This is a genomic window from Nocardia sp. NPDC052316, from assembly GCF_044547795.1.
In the GTDB taxonomy this organism is placed as follows: domain Bacteria; phylum Actinomycetota; class Actinomycetes; order Mycobacteriales; family Mycobacteriaceae; genus Nocardia.
In genome coordinates this window covers 553,589-572,337 of record NZ_JBIUBB010000004.1, presented here as the reverse complement: position 1 = coordinate 572,337, position 18,749 = coordinate 553,589, and the positions used below count along the sequence as shown (strand labels likewise).

20 protein-coding genes are annotated in these 18,749 nt (G+C 68.2%); 6 read left to right on the top strand and 14 right to left on the bottom strand.

Translation table 11 applies throughout. The features are described 5' to 3' along the window. Window positions 1-6: 6 nt before the first annotated feature. The 5 genes from ACIHA7_RS21045 to ACIHA7_RS21025 are packed head-to-tail and all read right to left on the bottom strand — an operon-like array spanning window position 7 to window position 4,735. Complete coding sequence (locus tag ACIHA7_RS21045) at window positions 7-1,290, bottom strand: cytochrome P450 (protein WP_397291955.1); 1,284 nt, start codon at window positions 1,288-1,290, stop codon at window positions 7-9. Beyond that, window positions 1,287-1,898 (bottom strand): ATP/GTP-binding protein, encoded by a 612-nt coding sequence (locus ACIHA7_RS21040; protein WP_107657896.1) that lies wholly within the window; start codon window positions 1,896-1,898, stop codon window positions 1,287-1,289. The genes ACIHA7_RS21045 and ACIHA7_RS21040 overlap by 4 nt, the downstream gene beginning before the upstream one ends. Further along, the gene (locus ACIHA7_RS21035) at window positions 1,879-2,241 is read right to left on the bottom strand and encodes a DUF742 domain-containing protein (protein ID WP_397291950.1); all 363 of its coding nucleotides are present in this window, start codon (window positions 2,239-2,241) and stop codon (window positions 1,879-1,881) included. Before ACIHA7_RS21035 ends, ACIHA7_RS21040 begins: the two co-directional genes overlap by 20 nt. Then, the gene (locus tag ACIHA7_RS21030) at window positions 2,238-2,654 is read right to left on the bottom strand and encodes a roadblock/LC7 domain-containing protein (RefSeq protein WP_397291947.1); all 417 of its coding nucleotides are present in this window, start codon (window positions 2,652-2,654) and stop codon (window positions 2,238-2,240) included. Before ACIHA7_RS21030 ends, ACIHA7_RS21035 begins: the two co-directional genes overlap by 4 nt. After that, window positions 2,651-4,735, bottom strand: a complete 2,085-nt coding sequence (locus tag ACIHA7_RS21025; RefSeq protein WP_397291943.1) for a sensor histidine kinase — start codon at window positions 4,733-4,735, stop codon at window positions 2,651-2,653. The genes ACIHA7_RS21030 and ACIHA7_RS21025 overlap by 4 nt, the downstream gene beginning before the upstream one ends. A gap of 493 nt (window positions 4,736-5,228) precedes the next feature. Here ACIHA7_RS21025 and ACIHA7_RS21020 point away from each other — a divergent pair, with 493 nt between their 5' ends. Further along, complete coding sequence (locus ACIHA7_RS21020) at window positions 5,229-5,702, top strand: hypothetical protein (protein WP_397293113.1); 474 nt, start codon at window positions 5,229-5,231, stop codon at window positions 5,700-5,702. 19 nt (window positions 5,703-5,721) lie between these two features. On the opposite strand, the gene ACIHA7_RS21015 is transcribed toward ACIHA7_RS21020, so the two are convergent. Continuing rightward, entirely contained in the window at window positions 5,722-6,324 is a 603-nt protein-coding gene (locus tag ACIHA7_RS21015; protein WP_397291940.1) for a hypothetical protein, read from the bottom strand. Between the two features lie 183 nt (window positions 6,325-6,507). Next, the gene (locus ACIHA7_RS21010; protein WP_397291936.1) at window positions 6,508-6,918 is read right to left on the bottom strand and encodes a MarR family winged helix-turn-helix transcriptional regulator; all 411 of its coding nucleotides are present in this window, start codon (window positions 6,916-6,918) and stop codon (window positions 6,508-6,510) included. A gap of 147 nt (window positions 6,919-7,065) precedes the next feature. Here ACIHA7_RS21010 and ACIHA7_RS21005 point away from each other — a divergent pair, with 147 nt between their 5' ends. Then, window positions 7,066-7,461 carry a hypothetical protein gene (locus tag ACIHA7_RS21005; RefSeq protein WP_397291932.1) on the top strand — a complete coding sequence of 132 codons (396 nt, stop codon included), beginning with the start codon at window positions 7,066-7,068 and terminating at the stop codon, window positions 7,459-7,461. A gap of 208 nt (window positions 7,462-7,669) precedes the next feature. On the opposite strand, the gene ACIHA7_RS21000 is transcribed toward ACIHA7_RS21005, so the two are convergent. Beyond that, complete coding sequence (locus ACIHA7_RS21000; protein WP_397291928.1) at window positions 7,670-8,659, bottom strand: alpha/beta hydrolase; 990 nt, start codon at window positions 8,657-8,659, stop codon at window positions 7,670-7,672. A 54-nt stretch (window positions 8,660-8,713) separates the two neighbouring features. Between ACIHA7_RS21000 and ACIHA7_RS20995 the strand changes: the two genes are divergently transcribed. Then, window positions 8,714-9,562 carry an SDR family NAD(P)-dependent oxidoreductase gene (locus tag ACIHA7_RS20995; protein ID WP_397291924.1) on the top strand — a complete coding sequence of 283 codons (849 nt, stop codon included), beginning with the start codon at window positions 8,714-8,716 and terminating at the stop codon, window positions 9,560-9,562. Between the two features lie 199 nt (window positions 9,563-9,761). Here the strand turns inward: ACIHA7_RS20995 and ACIHA7_RS20990 are convergent, their stop codons facing one another. Then, the gene (locus ACIHA7_RS20990) at window positions 9,762-10,688 is read right to left on the bottom strand and encodes a LysR family transcriptional regulator (RefSeq protein ID WP_397291922.1); all 927 of its coding nucleotides are present in this window, start codon (window positions 10,686-10,688) and stop codon (window positions 9,762-9,764) included. Between the two features lie 69 nt (window positions 10,689-10,757). Here ACIHA7_RS20990 and ACIHA7_RS20985 point away from each other — a divergent pair, with 69 nt between their 5' ends. Further along, window positions 10,758-11,891, top strand: a complete 1,134-nt coding sequence (locus ACIHA7_RS20985) for a YbfB/YjiJ family MFS transporter (protein ID WP_397291920.1) — start codon at window positions 10,758-10,760, stop codon at window positions 11,889-11,891. Here ACIHA7_RS20985 and secG read toward each other — a convergent pair. From secG to ACIHA7_RS20960, 5 genes are all read right to left on the bottom strand, one after another. Continuing rightward, window positions 11,878-12,111, bottom strand: coding sequence for a preprotein translocase subunit SecG (gene secG, locus ACIHA7_RS20980; protein ID WP_397291917.1), 234 nt, complete (start codon window positions 12,109-12,111; stop codon window positions 11,878-11,880). The two genes, ACIHA7_RS20985 and secG, sit on opposite strands and share 14 nt — an antisense overlap. 60 nt (window positions 12,112-12,171) lie before the next feature. Further along, window positions 12,172-13,764: an MFS transporter gene (locus ACIHA7_RS20975; protein WP_397293112.1), complete on the bottom strand. Its 1,593-nt coding sequence runs from the start codon at window positions 13,762-13,764 to the stop codon at window positions 12,172-12,174. A 187-nt stretch (window positions 13,765-13,951) separates the two neighbouring features. Continuing rightward, window positions 13,952-14,881 (bottom strand): EamA family transporter, encoded by a 930-nt coding sequence (locus tag ACIHA7_RS20970; RefSeq protein WP_397291913.1) that lies wholly within the window; start codon window positions 14,879-14,881, stop codon window positions 13,952-13,954. A 198-nt stretch (window positions 14,882-15,079) separates the two neighbouring features. Beyond that, window positions 15,080-15,607: a hypothetical protein gene (locus ACIHA7_RS20965; protein WP_397291909.1), complete on the bottom strand. Its 528-nt coding sequence runs from the start codon at window positions 15,605-15,607 to the stop codon at window positions 15,080-15,082. Between the two features lie 9 nt (window positions 15,608-15,616). Beyond that, window positions 15,617-16,246: a TetR/AcrR family transcriptional regulator gene (locus ACIHA7_RS20960; RefSeq protein ID WP_397291906.1), complete on the bottom strand. Its 630-nt coding sequence runs from the start codon at window positions 16,244-16,246 to the stop codon at window positions 15,617-15,619. Between the two features lie 169 nt (window positions 16,247-16,415). On the opposite strand from ACIHA7_RS20960, the gene ACIHA7_RS20955 reads away from it, so the two are divergent. Together ACIHA7_RS20955 and ACIHA7_RS20950 are read left to right on the top strand one after the other, a co-directional pair. After that, window positions 16,416-17,837, top strand: coding sequence for a lipase family protein (locus tag ACIHA7_RS20955; protein WP_397291902.1), 1,422 nt, complete (start codon window positions 16,416-16,418; stop codon window positions 17,835-17,837). A gap of 48 nt (window positions 17,838-17,885) precedes the next feature. Further along, complete coding sequence (locus tag ACIHA7_RS20950) at window positions 17,886-18,668, top strand: META domain-containing protein (protein WP_397291899.1); 783 nt, start codon at window positions 17,886-17,888, stop codon at window positions 18,666-18,668. Window positions 18,669-18,749 lie beyond the last annotated feature (81 nt).

Sequence of the window (18,749 nt, the reverse complement as noted above, 5' to 3'; positions counted from 1 at the left end):
TTTGTGTCACTGGGGACCTCCGACTGCACGAACTGGGGTGAAACGAACCGGCAAAGACGTCATGCCGCGCAGGAACGCCGACGGGCGCCGGACCAGGTTCTGCGCGGGAACCATGAGATCGATGTCGGGCAGTCGGTCGAGGAGCACCTCGATGCTGGTGCGCGCGATGATCTCGGCCAGTTGCTGAGCCGGGAACGGGCACCGGTACTCGCCGTAGCTGAACGCGAAGTGCGCGCTGTTACCGGCGTGCGCGGGTTCGACACCGTCGACGAGGTGCTGGCGCACATGCGGATCGGCGTTGGCGGCGGCGAGTCCGAGCAGCAACATGTCGCCCGCCCGAATCACCTTGTCGGCCAACCGCGTATCGCGCGCCGCCCACCGGCCTGCGAGGATCTGGGTCGGGGTGTCTTCCCACAGCACCTCGTTCATCGCCTCGCCGACGCTGCGCCGCCCACCGCCGAGGGCAGCGGCGAACCGGTCGTCGGTGAGCATGAGCCGCACCGAGTTCCCGATCCAGTCGGCGGTCGGCAGGTGCGCTGCGGCGGTGACCGCCATCAGGTCCTGCACGTACTCCTCGTCGCTGAACTGCGCCGGGTGCGCGAGCATCCGCGACACCAGGTCGTTGCCCGGCCGCGCCTTCTTGGCGGCGAGCACCTGCTGCATCTGCTCGTAGAAACGCCCGTACGCCGCCTGCGCGTCGGCACCACCGTCGGCGAGCGCCTTCATGCTCCACGCCAGCCGCGCGCCGTCCTCATCGGGAAAACCGAGCGCCCAGGCGAGCGCGAGCACCGGCATCGGCACCGCGAACTCGGCGACCAGATCGGCCTCGCCCCGCCCGCAGAAGCCGTCGATCAGCCGGTCCGCCACTTCCTCACAGGTGCGGCGCAATTCGAACGGATCGACCGATTCGAGCGCGGGCTCGACCATCGCCACGTGCCTGCGGTGCTCGGCACCCGCGGTGAAGTAGATCGACGGCCGCGGCTGCCCGACCATCGGCAGCAACGGCCAGTCCTCGGGGATGTTGGGCCACTGGTTCCACAGGCTGACGTCGCGCGGGAACAGCTCCGGATCGCTGGTGACCTGATGCAGCTCCCGATACCCGATGACCAGCCAGGACGGGATACCACCGGGCAGCTCGACGGACACCACGGGCCCGTGCTCGCGGCGCATCTCGCGGTAGAGATGCTGCGGGTCGGTGTGGAAGCGCGGACCGCTCAGCGGCACGGCGCCGGTCTCCGGGTGGACCGGGCAGCCGCCGGTGGCCGCCGCGGCGGCACTCGAGGTGGTCATGATGCGGTCTCCGCTCGGGCGTCGGCGTAGATGTGCTCGACCAGGCTGATCAGCACGCGCTTGCTGGACTCGCGCGACCTGGCGTCGCAATCGACCAGCGGCACATGCGGATCCAGGTCGAGCGCGTCGCGCACCTCGGCGAGCTGGGATGGCCCGCCGAAGTTGTTGCACGCCACCACGAATCGGGTGCGCTGAGCTTCCAACCGGTCGATGGCATACCACGAGTCGGCGATTCGGCGCTGGTCGACCAGCACGATCGCGCCGAGCGCACCGGAGAACAGCCGGTCCCAGAGGAAGAAGAACCGCTCCTGCCCCGGGGCGCCGAACAGGTACAGCACGTTCTCGGCGTCGATGGTGATGCGCCCGAAGTCGAAGGCGACCGTGGTCGTGGACTTGCCGGGGGCGCCGGTCGGGTCGTCGATCCCGACGCCCGCGTTGGTCATCGTCGCCTCGGTATCGAGCGGGCGGATCTCGCTGACCGCGCGGACCATGGTGGTCTTGCCGACACCGAAGCCGCCGACGATGACGATCTTCAGCCCCTGGCGGGTCGCGCTGTTCAACGGGGCGTCGGCGCGGGCGGGCCGAGCGTCAAAGGTTGCGGAGTCCAACGAGCACCTTCTCGAGGGTGGTGGAGTCGGGCACCGAATTCCACGGCGCAGCCGGGCCGACGTCAGGATGCCGGACGGTGATCTTGCCTGCGTGCAGCAGGTCCGACAGCAGGATGGTGGCGATGCCGAACGGGATGCCCAGCTCGGCGGCGATCTCGACGACCGCGGTCGGTGCGCGGCACATGTCCAGGATGGCGACGTGTTCGGACTGCATGCCCTGCGTCGGCGCGCACTCGCTGACCACCAGGGTGACCAGGTCGAAACTGTCCGAGTCCGGTTTACTGCGTCCCCCGGTCAGTGTGTAGAGCCGGTCGGGGTCGTCGTCGCGGCCTGGCCTTTTCACGACACGCTCGCTCCCCCGACGCGCGGCGCGGACGCGAGATGATGACCCAGCTGTTCGACCAGCTCCCGCATGTTGTGCCCGACCAGGCCCGCGTCCGCGTCCTCGCCGGCCACGACCGCGATGTGCGCCGCGAGACCTGCCTCGACGATGAACAGGAGGCCGCCGTAGAACTCCGTCATCGACTGGCGCACACCGCCTCTGCCGTCACCGAACTCGACGGACGCACCGTGCGAAAGACTTTGGATGCCCGCGGCGATGGCGGATAGCTGATCCGCCTTGTCCATGCTCAGCTCCGGCGTGTGGCAGATCTTGAGACCGTCACCGGAGAGCAGCAGCGCGTGGCGGGCGCCGGGGGTGCGGGCGAGCAGTTGCTCCAACAGCCAGCTGAGTTGCGACGGCACAGACGTTGTCATCGATCATTCTCCACGGCAACGGTAGGGGACGGGGAAGGTGTCGCGGCAGCGGAGGAATCGGTGTCCCGACCGGACACCGCGCGCTGGAACGCACCGAAGGACGCGGGCGTCGACACCGGCGGGGTTGCCGCGGCGGGCGCATCGTGCGTGGGTAGCGAGAGCCCGGCAGGGTGCACGGCGGCGAGGGTGCTGCCGCGGCGGCGCTTGGGTAAGCCCATGCTGGTGTGCTCGACGGTGGGCGAGAGGTCCGGAGCGGGCGCGGGATTCGGGGTGGCCGAAGTGTTCCATGCGGTGGAGTTCGTTGGAGCCGAGGGGTTCTGGGCGGCGGCCGAATTCGCGGCGGCGGCAGACTGCATGGTACTCGCGAGGCTCGCGCCGACCACGGAGTTCGCGGCGGCTGCAGAGTTCGCGGCGGCCGCGAAGTTCACGTCAGCCGCAGGGTTGCCGACCGACGCCCTCTCTCCGGCACCCGCAGCGCCCGCGCCGACCGGAGGATTCGCACCAGTCGCAACGCTTCCGGCACCCGCATCGCTCGCGCCGACCGCGGAGTTCCCGCCAATCGCGAAGTTCCCGGCACCCGCAGGGCTTGTGCCGCCCGTGAAGTTCGCGGCATCCGTAGGACTCACACCAGTCGCAAAGTTCGCGTCAGCCGATGGGTTTCCGGCCCCCGGAGCGCTCGCGCCGTCCACAATGTCCGCGGCATCCGTAAGACGCGCGCCAGCAGCAAAGTTCGCGTCAGTCGAAGAGTTTCCGGCGCCAATAGTGCTCGCGCCGACCTCGGAGTTCACGCCAGTCACGAAGCTTCCGGTATCCGCAGCGCTAGTGCCGCCCGCAATGTCTGCGGCATCCGCAAGACGCGCGCCACCAGCAGAGTTCGCACCAGTCAGCGAGTCTTCGCTACCCGCGGGGCTCGCGCCAGCCGCAACGCTCGCGGCCGCCGCAGTATTCGCAGCAGCGGCCAGGTTCGTGCCGGCAGGATGCACAGCGGCGAGGTCCGGCAACGCCGCGACTCGCGCGGCCGACGCCGGTTTCGGTTGCGACAGCGCGCTGAGCTGCGACTTCGCGCTGGGCAATGTCGCGGTCGGTATCGCGGGGATGGTGCCGAGCGCCGATGGTTGCGAGCGGTCTATGCGTGCTGTGAGATCCCGCGGCACCACCACGACGACTGCCGTACCGCCGATGGCAGAGGGCCGGAAGGACACGGTGAGTCCATGCTTGCGCGCGAGGTGCCCGACGACGGCGAGACCCAACCGCGTGCCGCTCAACGACGAAAGGTCCGACGCACGCTGGCCGCGTCCGTCCGGCCCGTTCGACACGGTCTGCTCGGCGCGGCGCAGCGCCGACTCGCTCATCACCAGTCCGCTGTCCTCGATGGTGAGCACCACGCCCGCGGGCACCTCGGCGGCGTAGACGTGCACCTCGGTGGTCGGCGGGGAGAAATTACACGCGTTGTCGAGCAGCTCGGCCAGCGTGTGCATCACGCCTTCGGCCGCGTGCCCGGCGATGGCGATTTCGGCGATGGCCCGCAGCCGAACCCGCTGGTAGCCCGCGACCCGCCCCATCGCGCCGCGCAGGATCGACTCCATGGCAATGGGTTTGGCCCAGCGGCGGCCGGAGCGGGCGCCGCTGAGCACGGCGATACTGTCGGCGAGGCGACCCGCCTGCGCGGTGCGGTGGTCCAGGTGCAGCAGGTCGGCGAGCACCTTCGGGTCGGCGTGCCGATGCTCCATCTCGCGCAGCTCGGCGAGCATGCTGGTGGTCATCGCCTGCATGCGGCCCGCCGCACCGGCGAACGCGGCCATCGCGGCGGAGCGGCGGCTGTCGCTGTTCTTCGCTTCCCACGCGTGCAGGTTGGTGGCCTCGCTCGCGGCCGCCATCCTGGCCGACGCCTCGGCGGTGACCGCCGCCGCGGCCTGGCGGGCGCGGATCGCCGCACCGCGATAATGCACGGCGGCGGTTACCGTGGCGCACAACGCGATAGCCGCTGCGACGGCGCCGATGGTCAACGGGATGCGGAAGTCGGTCGGTGCGTAGTACACCGCGACCACCACGACGACCGAGGTGACGGCGGCGCAGGTCAACAGCGCTAGCAGGGGTATGCGCAGACGTCGAAACAGCGGTTCCCGACGCTCGCCTTCCGGCGCGTTCAATGACTGTGACAAGTTCCGTACTTCCGCACTCACGTTCACCAAGAAGGCATGCTGGCTGCTCCCGACCCCTCCTGCAGCGTTCGGGCTGCACCAAATGTACAGACCACCAAGCAGTTCCGCATCTCGGCAAAACGCACATACCTGAACCGCCATCGACCTGCACGGTAGCTGTATTGTATTGCGCTACTTTATTTTTCAATCACGCTGGCGGTTTGCTGACCTGCCCTCGACTACTGCGCGCGCACCACCTCGTCACACAGCGGTCACACCGCCGCCGTCCGCAGTCCGCGTCGCCGCAAACTTTCCGTATATCGCCGCCCCGAGGCGCGCCGCACCGGTATCCCAGCGATTCGGATTCGACCGGGGAATACTGGAAACACAGTGGCGGTGACGACAACCAGCGGCGAAGGGCACGGCGGTGACCATGATGTCCATGCTCGGTGAGGTTCGGCCGGAGCACGATCGCGCGGCGGACGGCGATCTGGTGCTCCTGCACTATCTGCGTTCCTTCCGCAAACCGGTCCTCGACGTGTGGTCCGCGGCGACCGACCGGGCACAGTTGGCGCGCTGGCTCGGCACCGTGTCCGGCGGCCACGGCAATCTGACCATCGAACCGATGGACGGACCGGTGTCGCGACCGATCGCCGTGCGCGTCGATCACTGCCAGGCACCGCACGAATTGGTCGTGCACGTCGACGGCTGCCTGCTCGAGGTTCGGATGACCCAGGTCGGTGTGGTCACCAACGTCGAGCTGATCCGCCGCCACGTGAGCCCGGCGGAGGCGAGCGCGATCGGCCCCCGCTGGCAGTACCTGCTGGATCGGCTCACCGCGTACCTCGAGTACCAACCGCTGCCGCGGTGGGCCGACTACCCGAAGCTGGCCGACGAATACCGTTGAGTCACGGCTTCACCCACCGTCAGAGGAAGAACCCGGCGATCCCCCAGCCCGGCCGGGCCTGCGCCTCACGAATCCATTCCATGCACGATTCGATCGCGGCCAGCACCTCGTGGTCGACGTCCTCGCGCTGTTTCGGCGTCGTCGATTCCCATTGCACCAGGGCTTCCGCGCACTGCTCCGGCGTCCATTCGCCGTAACCGGGTAGCTCGTCGGGCTGGGGTAGGGCGGCGGGCAGTGCATGGTAGACGAAGTCGGCGAGGCTGATCGCCTTGATGCCCAACTCGGCGAGGCCCTCGTCGACCTGCTCCAGCCAGCTGCCGCGGAACGGGGAGAAGTACCGGTTGTCGACGAACCTGCCGTAGAACTGACAGATCGTCTGGTAGGCGTAGCCGTACTGGAAGCCGTACGCCTCGTCGAACGGGCCGCCGTCGATGACGGCGCGCACCGCGTCGTAGCGCGCCGGGGCGCCGTTCGCGATCTCCTCGGCGAACCAGTCGTCGGCGTGCGCCAACTGGGCTTTGAACCGGCCGCCGATCATGCGCCGGAGCTTGTCGTCCCGCGAGCCGATCGCGGCCCTGACCCTATCCAGTTCGACGACGTAAACGCTCAGGCTGTAACTCATGATCGAACATTAGCGGCACCCACCGACACGAACGCCGCACCGACGGAAGGCGTTGGACGCTAAGCGGTTTGCACGGTGACTCGATAGCTGAGCGTGATCCCCTAACACAGCTCGCGACAAACGCTTCGGCCCAGAGGCTGGGCTCGGTCGCGCCATCGAGCAGGGGCGCCGCATCGGGGGCTTTCAGAGTTCGGAGACGGCTTCCTCGTAGGCGCGAAGCGTCGCTATTACGAGGGCGCGTTCCTCGGCGGTGAGCGGGCCCAGTGCGGCGCGCCAGCCGCGGTCCGCGCCGCCGAGCCAGGCGGCTACGGCCGGTCGGTGGGAGTCGGCGATGGTGACGAGGGTTCGTCTCCGGTCGTTGTCGTCGGTGTGTCGGTTCACGACGCCTTGGCGGTTGAGGTCGGCGACCATCAGGCTCACAGTCGTTGGCGCCACCTGCAGCCGCTTCGCCAGCTCGTTCACTGTCACGGGACCGTCCAACAGCACATAAGTCAGCAATGAAAGATGACGCGGCGCCAGCTCGAACGATTGCAAGGCTGCGGGAACCGGCAGGCGTTTCGCGCGCCCGACCAGCCGCGGCATGAGCAGCACCATGGCGCGAACGCTCTCGTCCAAGGATGGATCAGGCTCCGTTGACATGCCTCCCTCTCCAGGATATCTTTGCTTACAAAGCTATTTGGCGCATCAGGCCTCATGATCCCATGCGAAAGCGCGGATCCCCTGCTCGATCGAGGAGAGCCATTGACCGAACCAGTCGTCCGCCCCAAGGCGCTGACCATCGGACTACATCCACATGCGATGGACTACAGCCGCCTTCCTGATCTGGACGAGACACAACTGACCGCCCGGATTGGTGCCGCGAACGATGCCCTGCGAGATACCGAATTCGATATCACCCCATGCCTGGTCAGCGCATCACCCGACGAAGCCGAAACGGAAGTCCGGAAACTGCTCGCCGATCAGCGATTCGACCTCGTCATGATCGGCGGCGCGGTACGCGCCCTTCCCGAGCACACCCTGCTGTTCGAGCGCGTCATCAACGTCGTAGCCGACGCGGCCCCCGGAATTCGATTCTGCTTCAACACTTCACCCGAGACCACCCTGGACGCACTCCGTCGAGTATCAGCGTCCAACTGAACCGCGCGGATCGCGGCCAATCATTTATGCCCTGGGGTGCCGGGATCGCGGGCGGGATTTCCGGGTGCCGAACCAACGCGTCAGGCGAACTGGCCCGGTTCGGCGTCCTCGGGTGCGCGATTGGTTTCGCCGCGGGCTCGGTCAGGTCTAGCGGCTACGCGCGACGCGGCAAGCACGGCCCAGTCAGCGCCGGCTACATCGACCGCGGTTACGCGGGCACGTCGGACGAGTTCGGGACGAGCTCCCGCAGGTGGCTGGTGATCAAGGCGTCGACCTCGGACGCACGTTCCAGTTGCACCAGGTGACCCGCGTCGCCGATCTTCGTCACCGCGCGCAGGTCAGGGACGTAGGTGCGCAGGGTGGTCAGGGGGTCGCGGCCGCTGAAACCCTCCATGTCGGGGTCGCGGTCGCCGTACATGAAGTAGGCGGGGACGGTGACGGACGCGTCGGCGTAGGCGGCGGTGAGTTCCCAGTTGCGGTCCAGGGCGCGATACCAGTTCAGTCCGCCGGTGAAGCCGGTGCGTTCGAAATCCTCTGCCAGGGTGCCGAATTCGTCCTCGGTGAGCCAGCGCCACGGTAGCGGCGGCGCTGTCGGCAGCACGTCGAGGTAGCCGGTGCCCTCGGCCGGGAACTGCCAGGTGTCGAGGTAGTGGTAGTCGGCGCTGAGCGAGTAGTAGACGTTGGCCAGGAATTCTCGTGGGCGAGCCGCCAATTCGGCGTCGGCCACGCCCGGTTTCTGAAAGTAGTCCAGATGCAGGAAGTGTCGCGCGGCCGCCTTTGCCCACAGTTGGGACGGTGCTCGGGGCGGGCGTGGGGCGAAAGGATTGTTCAGGACGATGACGCCGCGCACGCGTTCGGGCGCCCGTAATGCCAACTCCCACACCAGGGCCGCGCCGAAATCCAATCCGACGAACACCGCCTGCTCGGCGCCGATGTCGTCGAGCAGGGCGAGCAGATCACCGATGACGGCTTCGTTCGTGTACGACTCGACGTCCGCGGGCACGTCGGTCTGTCCGTAACCGCGCAGGTCCGGCGCGATGGCGCGATACCCGGCCGCGGCGACCGCGGCCAGCTGGTTGTGCCAGATGAACCAGGTGTGTGGAAAGCCGTGGCAGAAGATCACCGGATACCCCGCGCCCTGCTCGGCGACGTGCATCCGGACGCCGTTGGTCGTGATGAACCGATGCGCGATCTCCACTGCGGCCTCCAAAATCTAGAACGTGTTCTCGTTTCACGGTAGTGTCCTGAAGTCGTGAACGGAATACCTGAGGCACTCAGCGGCAAGATCGCGGTCGTCACCGGCGCGAGTCGCGGCATCGGCAAGGGCATCGCACTGGAACTCGGTGCCGCGGGTGCGACGGTGTACGTCACCGGACGCTCGGCCACCCCGGGTCGGCTGCCCGGCACCGTGCAGGAGACCGCCGCCGCCATCGACGCGGCGGGCGGGGTCGGCGTTCCGTTCGTCTGCGATCACCACGACGACGAGGCGGTGCAGCGACTGTTCCAGCAGATCGGCGACGCGCATCAGCGCCTGGATGTACTGGTGAACAACGTGTACAACTCCCCCGCCGCGGCCCGCTGGCTCGGCAAGCCGTTCTGGGAGGTGCCGCCGAAAGCGTGGGACGAAACCTTCGATATCGGCGTCCGATCGCATTACGTGGCAAGCGCTTTCGCCGCGCCGCTGCTGATCGAATCCGGCGGGTTGATCGTCAACATCTCCTCACCGGGTGCGCAGCGGTACATGCACAACGCGGTATACGGCGTCGCGAAAACCGCACTGGACCGGTTGACCGCCGACATGGCGCACAACCTGGCCGACACCGGTGTCACGGTGGTTTCGCTGTGGCCCGGCATCGTGGATACCGAACTGCTGCAAATGGTTCCGGCCGACGCGCAGGGTCAGCGGTTGGTCACGCTGCCGGGCGAAGGTACCTACGATCTCGCCGAGGCAGAGTCACCGCGCTTCCCCGGGCGCGCGGTCGTCGCACTCGCCACCGACCCCGCCCGTCGCTCCCGCACCGGATCAGCCTGGCGGGTAGCCGATCTCGCCGACGCCTACGGCTTCACCGACGTCGACGGGCGCGTCCCACGCGCGGACTGACCTCGGGGCCAACGAGGAACGGGTGAGCCGCCGCGCGACCGAGAGGGCACCACCGGGGACACACCGATAGGCCGACGCAGCCGGCTCGACCTCACCGACCTCGACGGGCACGTCCTAAAGTTGGTCGGATGATCACGAGGAACTGATGCAGGCAACAGCCGAGAGGCCGCCAACACCAGTTCCCCCTCGCCGACAACGCTCAAGCAACACCCAAGAACCGTTGCACCGCACGGGAGGGCGCGGGCTTGGCATGCCACGCGAGGTACACGTGCGACGGTGGCGCGTCCGGAATATCCAGGTAGACAACACCGGGATGCGGTGCGCGGCTGCGGGCCAGCGCGGGAACGCCGCCGATGCCGCGGTTCGCGGCGACGAGTTCGATCCATTCGTCGAAGTTCCGGCAGGTGATGATCGGCCGGTCCGGGTCGCCCTGCTCCCACGAACCCGCATGGGTGGTCCCGGAGACCACGTTCACCACGAGCGGGTAACCGGCGAGATCGGCCCAGCGCAGGTCGCTCGCGTCCGCCAGTGGCGAGTTCGCGGCGACGGCGAGCAGCCGCTGCTCGGTGGCGATCACCCGTGACTCGAGATGGCTCGGCAGCCGCGTTTCCCTGCGGTATATGGCGATATCGATGGCTCGGGCTTCGAGGGCGGCCAGCGGATCGTCGATGCGGTGCAGCGTGATGCGCCCGCCGAGCGCCTCGTAGCGACGGCGCGTGCCCGCGAGCCAGCTGGTGGGCAGCAGCCAGGCGAAGCCGACCTCGACGGCGGCCCGTGCGCGCAGCTGCGCGGCGACCGTGTCGACGTCGGCGAGGATCCGCCGAGCATGCGTCAGCAGTTCGGTGCCCTCGTCGGTCAGTACGAAGCGACGGGACGTGCGTTCGATGAGTCTGCACTCGAGGTGCCGCTCCAACTGCTGCATGGTCCTGGTCAACGCGGGTTGGCTGAGGTGCAGGCGGGCCGCGGCACGGGTGTAGTTCGACTCCTCGCACAGTGCGACGTAAGCGCGCAGATGCCGCAACTCGAGCTGGGTATGCCCGCCTGGCCGCTGCTCCCCGCCCGTCGCGCTCGTCCGATCGTCCGCACCCGTCGGAACGGTCCCCTCCGGCCGCGCACGTTCGTCCATGCTTCAAGCGTATACATGGTGCACAGAAAGCATTTAACAGACGGCGGAACGGACCGTACGGTCGCTGGAGTGACCGCTACTCGCACCCACCCGCCGCGCAGCGGTCTCGCCCCCGCCTTCGCGGCCGCCGCCGGGCTGGCCGCCGCGATGGGCGTCGGCCGCTTCGTCTACACGCCGCTGCTGCCGATCATGGTGGACGCGCACCGGATCAGCACCCACGACGGCGCGGTGATCGCGACCGCCAACTACGCGGGCTATCTTCTCGGCGCCATTCTGCTCACCCGCTGGCCGGAACTGAACAGCCGCAACACTTTTCGCATCTCCGCCGCGCTGCTGATCATCAGCGAGGTGCTGATGGCGGTGCCCGCACCGACGCTGTTCCCGGCCACACTGCGCCTGATCGCCGGTGTCACCAGCGCCGTCGTCTTCGTCGCGTGCGCCGGGGTGGCCGCCCGGCCGGGCAGCAGCCGGGATGCGGCCGGAATCGCCTTCGGCGGAATCGGATTCGGGATCGCGCTCACCGGGGTGCTGGTGTTGGTGGTGCGGCCGTTCCTGGGTTGGCAGAGCATGTGGCTGGTCTCGGCCGTGCTGACCGCGGTGTTGCTGGCGCCCGCGTTGCGGCTCGATATCCGGCCTGGTCGGCGTGCGGGCAAGGCCGCCATCCGGTCGCGGGGCGCGTGGCGGGCGCTGCTCGTCGCCTATTTCCTGGAGGGTGTCGGCTACATCGTGATCGGCACGTTCCTGGTCGCCGCGGTCAGCAACCAGCGCGGGCCGGTGGTCGGCTCGACGATCTGGGTGGTGGTCGGCGTGGCGGCGGTGCCGGCCACGGTGCTGTGGGGTGTCGCGGCGCGCCGCTGGGCGCCGGCGATCGCCATGCCGATCGCGCTAGTGGCGCAATGTGTTTCGGCGGTGCTGCCCGCCGTCTCGACCGCCGTGTGGCCCGCCGTGCTCGCGGCGGCGCTGTTCGGCGCGACGTTCCTCGGCATTGTGATGCTGGCGATGCGGATCGGCGGTGAGTTGTCCGATGGTGGCGCGGCGGCGCCGCTCACCGCCGTTTATGGTGCGGGGCAGATGCTCGGTCCGTTGGTGGTGGCGCCGGTGATCGGCGACAGCTATCCGGCCGCGTTCGTCATCGCCGCCCTGGTGCTGGCGGCTGCGACGATCGCGGCCGGTGTGGTGACGCGCCTGATCAGGCGAACTTGATCTCCAAGCCGATGCCGAGGATGGCGATGACCCAGACCACGCCGGTGAAAATGGTGATTCGGTCGAGGTTCTTCTCCACAACGGTCGAGCCGGAGAGGCTGGACTGCACACCACCGCCGAACAGGCTGGACAGACCTCCACCCTTGGCGCGGTGCAGCAGCACCAGCAGCACCAGCAGCAAGCTGGTGATGATCAGGAGGATATCGAGGAACATCCGCATGCCCGACAGTGTATGCGGACGATGGAATCCCACCGAATCAGGCACTCGGAAAGGTCGATCCTAAGGTGGCAGGATCGCGACCAGGTGGGTGACCTGGTCTTCGCCGATGGTGAATCTCGACGCCTCCTGCTCGCGGATCTGGTCCTGCGCGGTGAGTCTGACCTGGTGCTGGTGCATGTGTTCGGCCCACGAGCGCACGACGAACGCCTCGACGTAGCGGTCGAGCTCGCCGACGTCGCGGTAGAGCCGCCACTCCATCGCGCCGGTGCGTTGCCGGGAACGGCCGACGAACGCCATGGCGGTGATGAACTCCTCGACGTTCTCCGGCGGGACGTCGTAGGTGCGCAACACCATGACGGGGCCGTCGGCGGGGTCGGGTTCGACCGCGAGCTGCGGTTCCGGCCAGAACGCCGACGGGGTCTGGTCGAGGTTCTCGGCGTTGTGACTGATCGGCAGCCAGACCGTGCTCACCGCACACAGCGCGAGCAGTGCCGCGGCGATCAGCAGGGCCTTGACCGGCCCGGCGGCACCGGCGACCACACCCCACGCCAGCGAGCCGATGGCCTGACCACCCATGAAGACCAGCAGATAGACCGACAACCCGCGCGCCCGGACCCACGCGGGCAGGAGCAACTGCATGGTGGAGTTCATCGTCGACATCGCCAGCAGCCAGGCGAAGCCCGCGAACACCAGCAGCACCAGCACGACCGGCACCACGTGCAGCACCGCCGCGGCCGCCGTCGCGACGCCGAACAGGACGGCGGCCGTGCTCAACCGCTGGGTGGGCGTGAGCAGCAGGCGCAGCCGCGACAGGCCGACGGCACCGAGCACCGCGCCGACGCCGAGCGCGGCGAGCATCAAGCCGTACCCGGACGAGGACAACCCGAGCTCGTCCCGCGCGATCACCGGCAACAGCGCCCACAGCGCGCTGGCCGGGGCGATGAACAGGATCGAGCGCAGCAGCACCCGACGGATCGCGGGCGCCGCCTTGATGAACCGCGTCCCGGCCTGCAGCGCGGCCAGCGGGCGTTCGCTCGGCAGCTGCCGATCCGCGGCAGGCCTGCGCCAGACCCCGAGCACCACGACGATGCCGATGAACGACACCGCGTTGAGCGCGAACACCAGCGTCGGCCCGGACAGCGAGACCAGCACACCCGCGATCGCGGGCCCCACCGCCCGCCCGATATTGATGCTCATGCTGCCGAGCGCGGCCGCCGACGGAATCTGTTCGCGCGGAACCAGTTCCGGCTGGATCGCCTGCCACGCGGGCCCGGTGAGCGCCTGACCGCAGCCGAGCAGGAACAGCAGCGTGAGCAGCACGGCCGGAGTGGTGTGCCCGGTTGCCGTGGAGACCGCGAGCACCGTCGCCAGGATCGCCATGGTCGACTGCGCACCCAACAGCAGCCTGCGCCGATCGACCAGGTCGGCGATCACGCCGGACGGAATAGCCAGCAGCATCACCGGCAGCGTGATCGCCGTCTGCACGAACGAGACCAGCGCCGCTGCGTTGGGCTCGTCCACCAGAATCCACTGCGCGCCGACAGTCTGCATCCAGGTGCCCAGGTTGGACACCAATTGCGCGATCCAGAGGGCGCGATACACCTTCGACCGCAGGGGTGCCCAGGTAGAGACAGTGGCGTTGGCGGCAGTGATCACTCAGCGAAGCTTAGGCTCGTCCGCCGCCTCGGGTATTCAGGACAGACCGGGGTGCCCCGTTCAGGCTGAACCGGAGCCGGCCTCCTTGCCTCTTCATGTCTGGACCACGTCCTCCGAACAGCGTTGCCGACCGGCGGTGCCGTCCTGGGCAAGTCCGCCGAGCCCGACGGACTTGCCCGTGAACTCACGAATCAGTTGATCCCCGCGACAGCACTACGCTCGGCCGTGACTCGTTGGCGGCGAGGAGGAGGGCGGCGGTCAGTAGCGTGCCGCCCATCATGCCCAGCGGGGTCAATCGCTCGCCGAGGACTATCGCCGCGAGGATCGCACCGGTGAGCGGTTCGAGCAGCGCGAGGACCGCGGCGGTGCCGGGGCCCGCGGCCGGCAAGCCGCGGAAGTACAGCGTGTAGGCGACCGCGGTCGGCACGAGTCCGAGGGCGGCGAGCAGGGCGAGGCTGCCTGCGTTCGGCTCGAAGGTGATACCGGTGGTCAGCGCCAGGGGCATGAGTAGCACTGCGCCGCCGGTGAATCCGAGTCCGGTGGTGGTCATCGCATCCAGCCCCGGTATCGGCCGGGCGCTGATGACAGTGACCGCGGCGAACGCACCCGCCGCCGCGACTGCCAGAGCCGCACCGGCAAGCAGCCCGGGGGCGTCCAGGTCATCGGACGGCACACCGACCAGCAGCGCCAGTCCGGCGAGTGCGAGCCCGATCGTCGCCGCGCGCCTGCGGTCGACGGCACGGCGGCCGGTGAGCTGCTCCAGCAGCGCGACCACCACGGGCGACGCACCGATGGTGATCAAGGTGGCGACGCTGACCGACGATGCCGCTACCGCCCCGAAATAGCACGCCTGGAAGGTCGCGGCGAGCGCACCGACCGCGCCGATCCTGCGCCAGGCCAGCAGATTTCGCGGCCACGGACGTCGGGCCAGCGCGAGTATGGCAACGAGCAGCAGCCCGCCGACGGCGAGGCGGCAGGCGGCCACCGCCACGGGTGACAATCCGGTGGCACGACCGAGCAGCGTGCCGAGCAAACCGCCGGTGCCCCAGAGCATTCCGGCGCCGACAAGGTAGACCAGCCCGGAACGGCCGGTCGTGAACAGAGATATGGACATGAAGGATTCGCGCTCCTGCGACAGAGAGGGATGGGGTCGCGGAAGCGAGGTGCACAACGAATGCCGAAGAGACGCACTCACCTATCAGGTGGCGCGCTGACTGCTACACCTCGCTCAGGAGGCGGGCGGCGGTGTGATCGGAAAGCATCGGTGCACGCGGCCGATCCTAATGCCCGGCGGCGCGCCGTGTTGCCCGGGTTATTTCCCGAAGTCGCGCAGCAGCGGATCGGCGGCGATCCGGGCGGCGGTCTCGGAGTCCGGCGGATACGGCCTGGCTCGCACGATCCACGCACGACGCAGCTCGGGGATGGTCACCTGGAGTTCGTCCCACTGCGAGGTCAGTTTGCCGGTCCAGTCCATCTGTTCGGGACCGTCGAGGCATCCGATGGTGTAGCCCAGATAGTCGGTCCACACCGCATACGAGGTGGCGAGCGTCAGGTCATTCGGCACGTCGAGCTTCAGCAACCACCTACCGTGCGCCCATTCATGATCTCCCAGCAGCGAATTGGCCGTACGCCGGATGGCGGACCGACGCAGACCACGGCCCGGCCAGCACCAGACCGGCGGTGCGTCCCCGCAATCGATACCGCGCCTTGTCATTTCGGCAGCGACGGTCTCGAAGCCCGGTCGCAGGTTCGGCGAGATGAGCTCCCAGCTCGCCCGATACGAGCCGTTCGCGCGCACCGCGGCGACCACCTCGGGCGCCTGCAGCGTCCACAGCCTCATCCGATCGACCTACTCGTCGACCGTGTCGGCGTAGGTCTGCATCATGTCCTCGATCAACCGCAGGACCGCTTCGTCGAGCTCGGGGCGCTGATACACCCCGCGCACCACCGCCTGACCCGAGAACAGATGCAGCACAAGGAAGAACAGCGGCTCACGCAGCCGCTGCGGATACCGGCCCAGCACCCCGGTGCGCTCGACCGCGGCCACGATCTCGTCGTAGTAGTTCTCCACCGTCGGCGCGATCCTGGCCCGCAGCTCGGCGTCCGAGCGGGCCGCGAGGTAGATCTCGCGCAGCGCGTGGGTGATGTTGTCGGACTGCGCCGCTTGCAGGAAACGCAGTGCGGTGTCGAGCGGATTCGCTTGATCCCCAAGGTGTTCCATCACCTCGGTGAACGCGGCGGTCTGCCGCGCGACGATCTCCTCTGCGGTGCGCACGATCAGGTCGAGTCTGCTGTCGAACTGCCGGAACATGGCACCGACGGACAGCCCGGCGCGTCCGCAGATCTCCTGCACGGTGGCGCGCTGATAGCCCACCTCGCCGATCGCGGCGATGGTCGCGTCGATCAGCTTGGCGACGGTGGCGGCGCGGCGTTCCTGCTGCGTCCGGCGTGGACGCGATATTTCGGCGCTCCCGGTCATGATTACCCATCCTGCCCCGCCGGTCCGGCACCCGCTGTCATCGGGTCAGCGTGATCGTTGACACAGCGTCGAGCAGCCCTCTACAGTCGACCCGCCAGTTAGGAAACAATCGCTCTCTTTTCTGCCCGAGAGCCGGCGCGCAGCGCTGCGTTATGTCGAGGAGTTCCGAATGAAGATGGGCACCGCCACGGGCACCAAGAGGGTGGTCGCACACGCTTGCCTGGTACTGACCGCGGGTTTGACCCTCGCGGTGTGCCCCGCGACGGTCGGCGTCGCAGCGGCCGAGCCGGTGGCGGTCGCGCCGCCGCTGCCCTTCCCGCTGCCACCGGCTCCGCCGTACCTCGACCCGGGTTTCTACAACCCCGACCCGGCCAAGGTGGCCGCGGCGCAGCCCGGCGATATCTTGGCGGCACGGCAGGTCAACCTCGCGAACTTCTTCCTGATCCCGCTCAATGTGCGGGCATGGCAGCTGTCCTTCCGCAGCACCAACACCCGCGGCGAGCCGATCCCCGCGGTCGCCACCGTGATCGTGCCGCACCGCCCCTCGCCCACCCCGGACCGGAATCTGGTCGCCTTCCAGTTCGCCGAGGACTCGCTCTCGGTGAACTGCGCGCCGTCCTACGTACTGCAGATGGGTTCGCTGCCCAATCCGACGAACCCGGTGATCTCCGCGGAGTTCGTCGAGGTCCAGGCCATGCTGCAACTCGGCCACGCCGTGGTGGTGCCCGACCATCAAGGACCGAACGCGGCCTACGCGGCCGGACCGCTCGGCGCTCGCATCACCTTGGATTCGATCCGGGCCGCAGAGAACTTCGACCAGGCGGGCCTGCCCGGAGCGGCCACCCGAACCGCGCTGTGGGGCTACTCGGGCGGCGCCATCCCGACCGCGCACGCGGCCGAGCTGCAACCCACCTACGCGCCGGAGCTCAACCTGGTCGGCTCCGCGGTCGGTGGCCTGCTGGCCGACCTGCGCATGACCCTCGACTACAACAACGGCACGTCGACCTTCGGCGGCGCGGTACTCGGCGGATTGTTCGGTGTCGCACGGGAATACCCGGAGCTCAACCGATTCATCGACCAGTACATGAACCCGCTCGGCAAGGCGGTGCGGGTGGTCCACGAAGGCCAGTGCGTCGCTTTGCAATTCGCGGGCTTCCCGTTCGTGAACATCAAGGGCCTGTTCAACTATCCGGGCGGCGATCCGATGACCGCACCCGAACTGCAGCCGCTGCTGGACGAGATGACCCTTGGCCGGCGCGGCACTCCCCCGTTCCCGCTCTACATCTACGAGGCGCCGCTGGACGAGGCGATGCCGATCAACGCGGTCAACAAGCTGTACGACACCTACTGTAAGGACCCGAACGCCCAGGTCGCCTACACCAGGGAGATCATCAGCGAGCACGGCATCGCCGCGGTCTCCGGCGCGGGCTCGGCCGTGCTGTGGCTCAACGATCGGCTCAACGGTGTTCCCGCGCCGCAGGGCTGCAGCAATCGGGATGTGCCGTTGCAGATCCTCGATCCCGGCGCGTTCGCCGCGTTCGTGAACGTCATCGGCCAGACCCTCGCTTCGGCTCTCGGCATGCCGGTCTGACCTGCCGAAAACCCGGCCGAACCGCACGACGTCGGTACCATCGCCGTCATGGCGGCTAATTTCGTGCGGTTCGGCCCGATCGTTGCCCTGGCACTACTCGCGGCCACTGCCTGTTCGAGTGGCGACTCCGACTCGAAGCCGGCCGAGCCCGGCCTGGTCGGCCGCACCTTCCTCTCCACCGAGGTCGAGGGTGCGCCGATTCCCGGCGGCGGACCGCTGACGCTCACCTTCAAGGACGACCGGATCACCGCGGACGCCGGCTGCAACTCCCACTCCGGCGTGGTCGCGCTCGACGACCACAAGCTGCACGTGTCCGGCCTGGCGAGCACCCTGATGGCCTGTCCCGGCGATCGGGAAGGCGCCGACGAATGGCTCAGCGGGCTACTGAATTCCGATCCCCGCTGGCAGCTCGACGGAGCGAAGCTCACTCTGAAAAACGACAACCTCACGGTGCACCTGCTGGACAAGAAGGTCGCCAAGCCGGACAAGCCGATCAAGGGCACCACCTGGATCGTCACCGCCCTCGTCACCTCCGACGCCCAAATGCGTTCCCAGACAATAGATGAGGTGAAGCCAACGCTCACCATCGCCGAGGACGGCAGCGTCTCCGGCAGTGCGGGCTGCAACCGGATGACCGGCCGCGCAACAGGTCCCGATACCGAGCTCACCTTCCAGGTCGGCACCACGAAGATGCTGTGCTCACCCGAGGTGATGGAGGTCGAGCAGGCGGTGCTGAAAGTGTTGGACGGCAAGACAACCGCCACCGTCGACGCCGACGTCCTCACCCTCCGCAATGCCAACGGCAACGGACTCACCCTGCACGCGGAGTAGTTCGGCAGCCGATGCCCGTACTCCGGAGAGACGGGGTGGGGTACAGACGATTCACGCACAACACAGAAAAGCCGGGCAGCG

Coding starts and splice junctions, on each gene's coding strand:
- ACIHA7_RS21045 (WP_397291955.1), bottom strand. CDS start 1,290: ATGACCACCTCGAGTGCCGCCGCGGCGGCCACCGGCGGCTGCCCGGTC.
- ACIHA7_RS21030 (WP_397291947.1), bottom strand. CDS start 2,654: ATGACAACGTCTGTGCCGTCGCAACTCAGCTGGCTGTTGGAGCAACTG.
- ACIHA7_RS21020 (WP_397293113.1), top strand. CDS start 5,229: ATGATGTCCATGCTCGGTGAGGTTCGGCCGGAGCACGATCGCGCGGCG.
- ACIHA7_RS21015 (WP_397291940.1), bottom strand. CDS start 6,324: ATGAGTTACAGCCTGAGCGTTTACGTCGTCGAACTGGATAGGGTCAGG.
- ACIHA7_RS21010 (WP_397291936.1), bottom strand. CDS start 6,918: ATGGTGCTGCTCATGCCGCGGCTGGTCGGGCGCGCGAAACGCCTGCCG.
- ACIHA7_RS20990 (WP_397291922.1), bottom strand. CDS start 10,688: ATGGACGAACGTGCGCGGCCGGAGGGGACCGTTCCGACGGGTGCGGAC.
- secG (WP_397291917.1), bottom strand. CDS start 12,111: ATGCGGATGTTCCTCGATATCCTCCTGATCATCACCAGCTTGCTGCTG.
- ACIHA7_RS20970 (WP_397291913.1), bottom strand. CDS start 14,881: ATGTCCATATCTCTGTTCACGACCGGCCGTTCCGGGCTGGTCTACCTT.
- ACIHA7_RS20965 (WP_397291909.1), bottom strand. CDS start 15,607: ATGAGGCTGTGGACGCTGCAGGCGCCCGAGGTGGTCGCCGCGGTGCGC.
- ACIHA7_RS20960 (WP_397291906.1), bottom strand. CDS start 16,246: ATGACCGGGAGCGCCGAAATATCGCGTCCACGCCGGACGCAGCAGGAA.
- ACIHA7_RS20955 (WP_397291902.1), top strand. CDS start 16,416: ATGAAGATGGGCACCGCCACGGGCACCAAGAGGGTGGTCGCACACGCT.
- ACIHA7_RS20950 (WP_397291899.1), top strand. CDS start 17,886: ATGGCGGCTAATTTCGTGCGGTTCGGCCCGATCGTTGCCCTGGCACTA.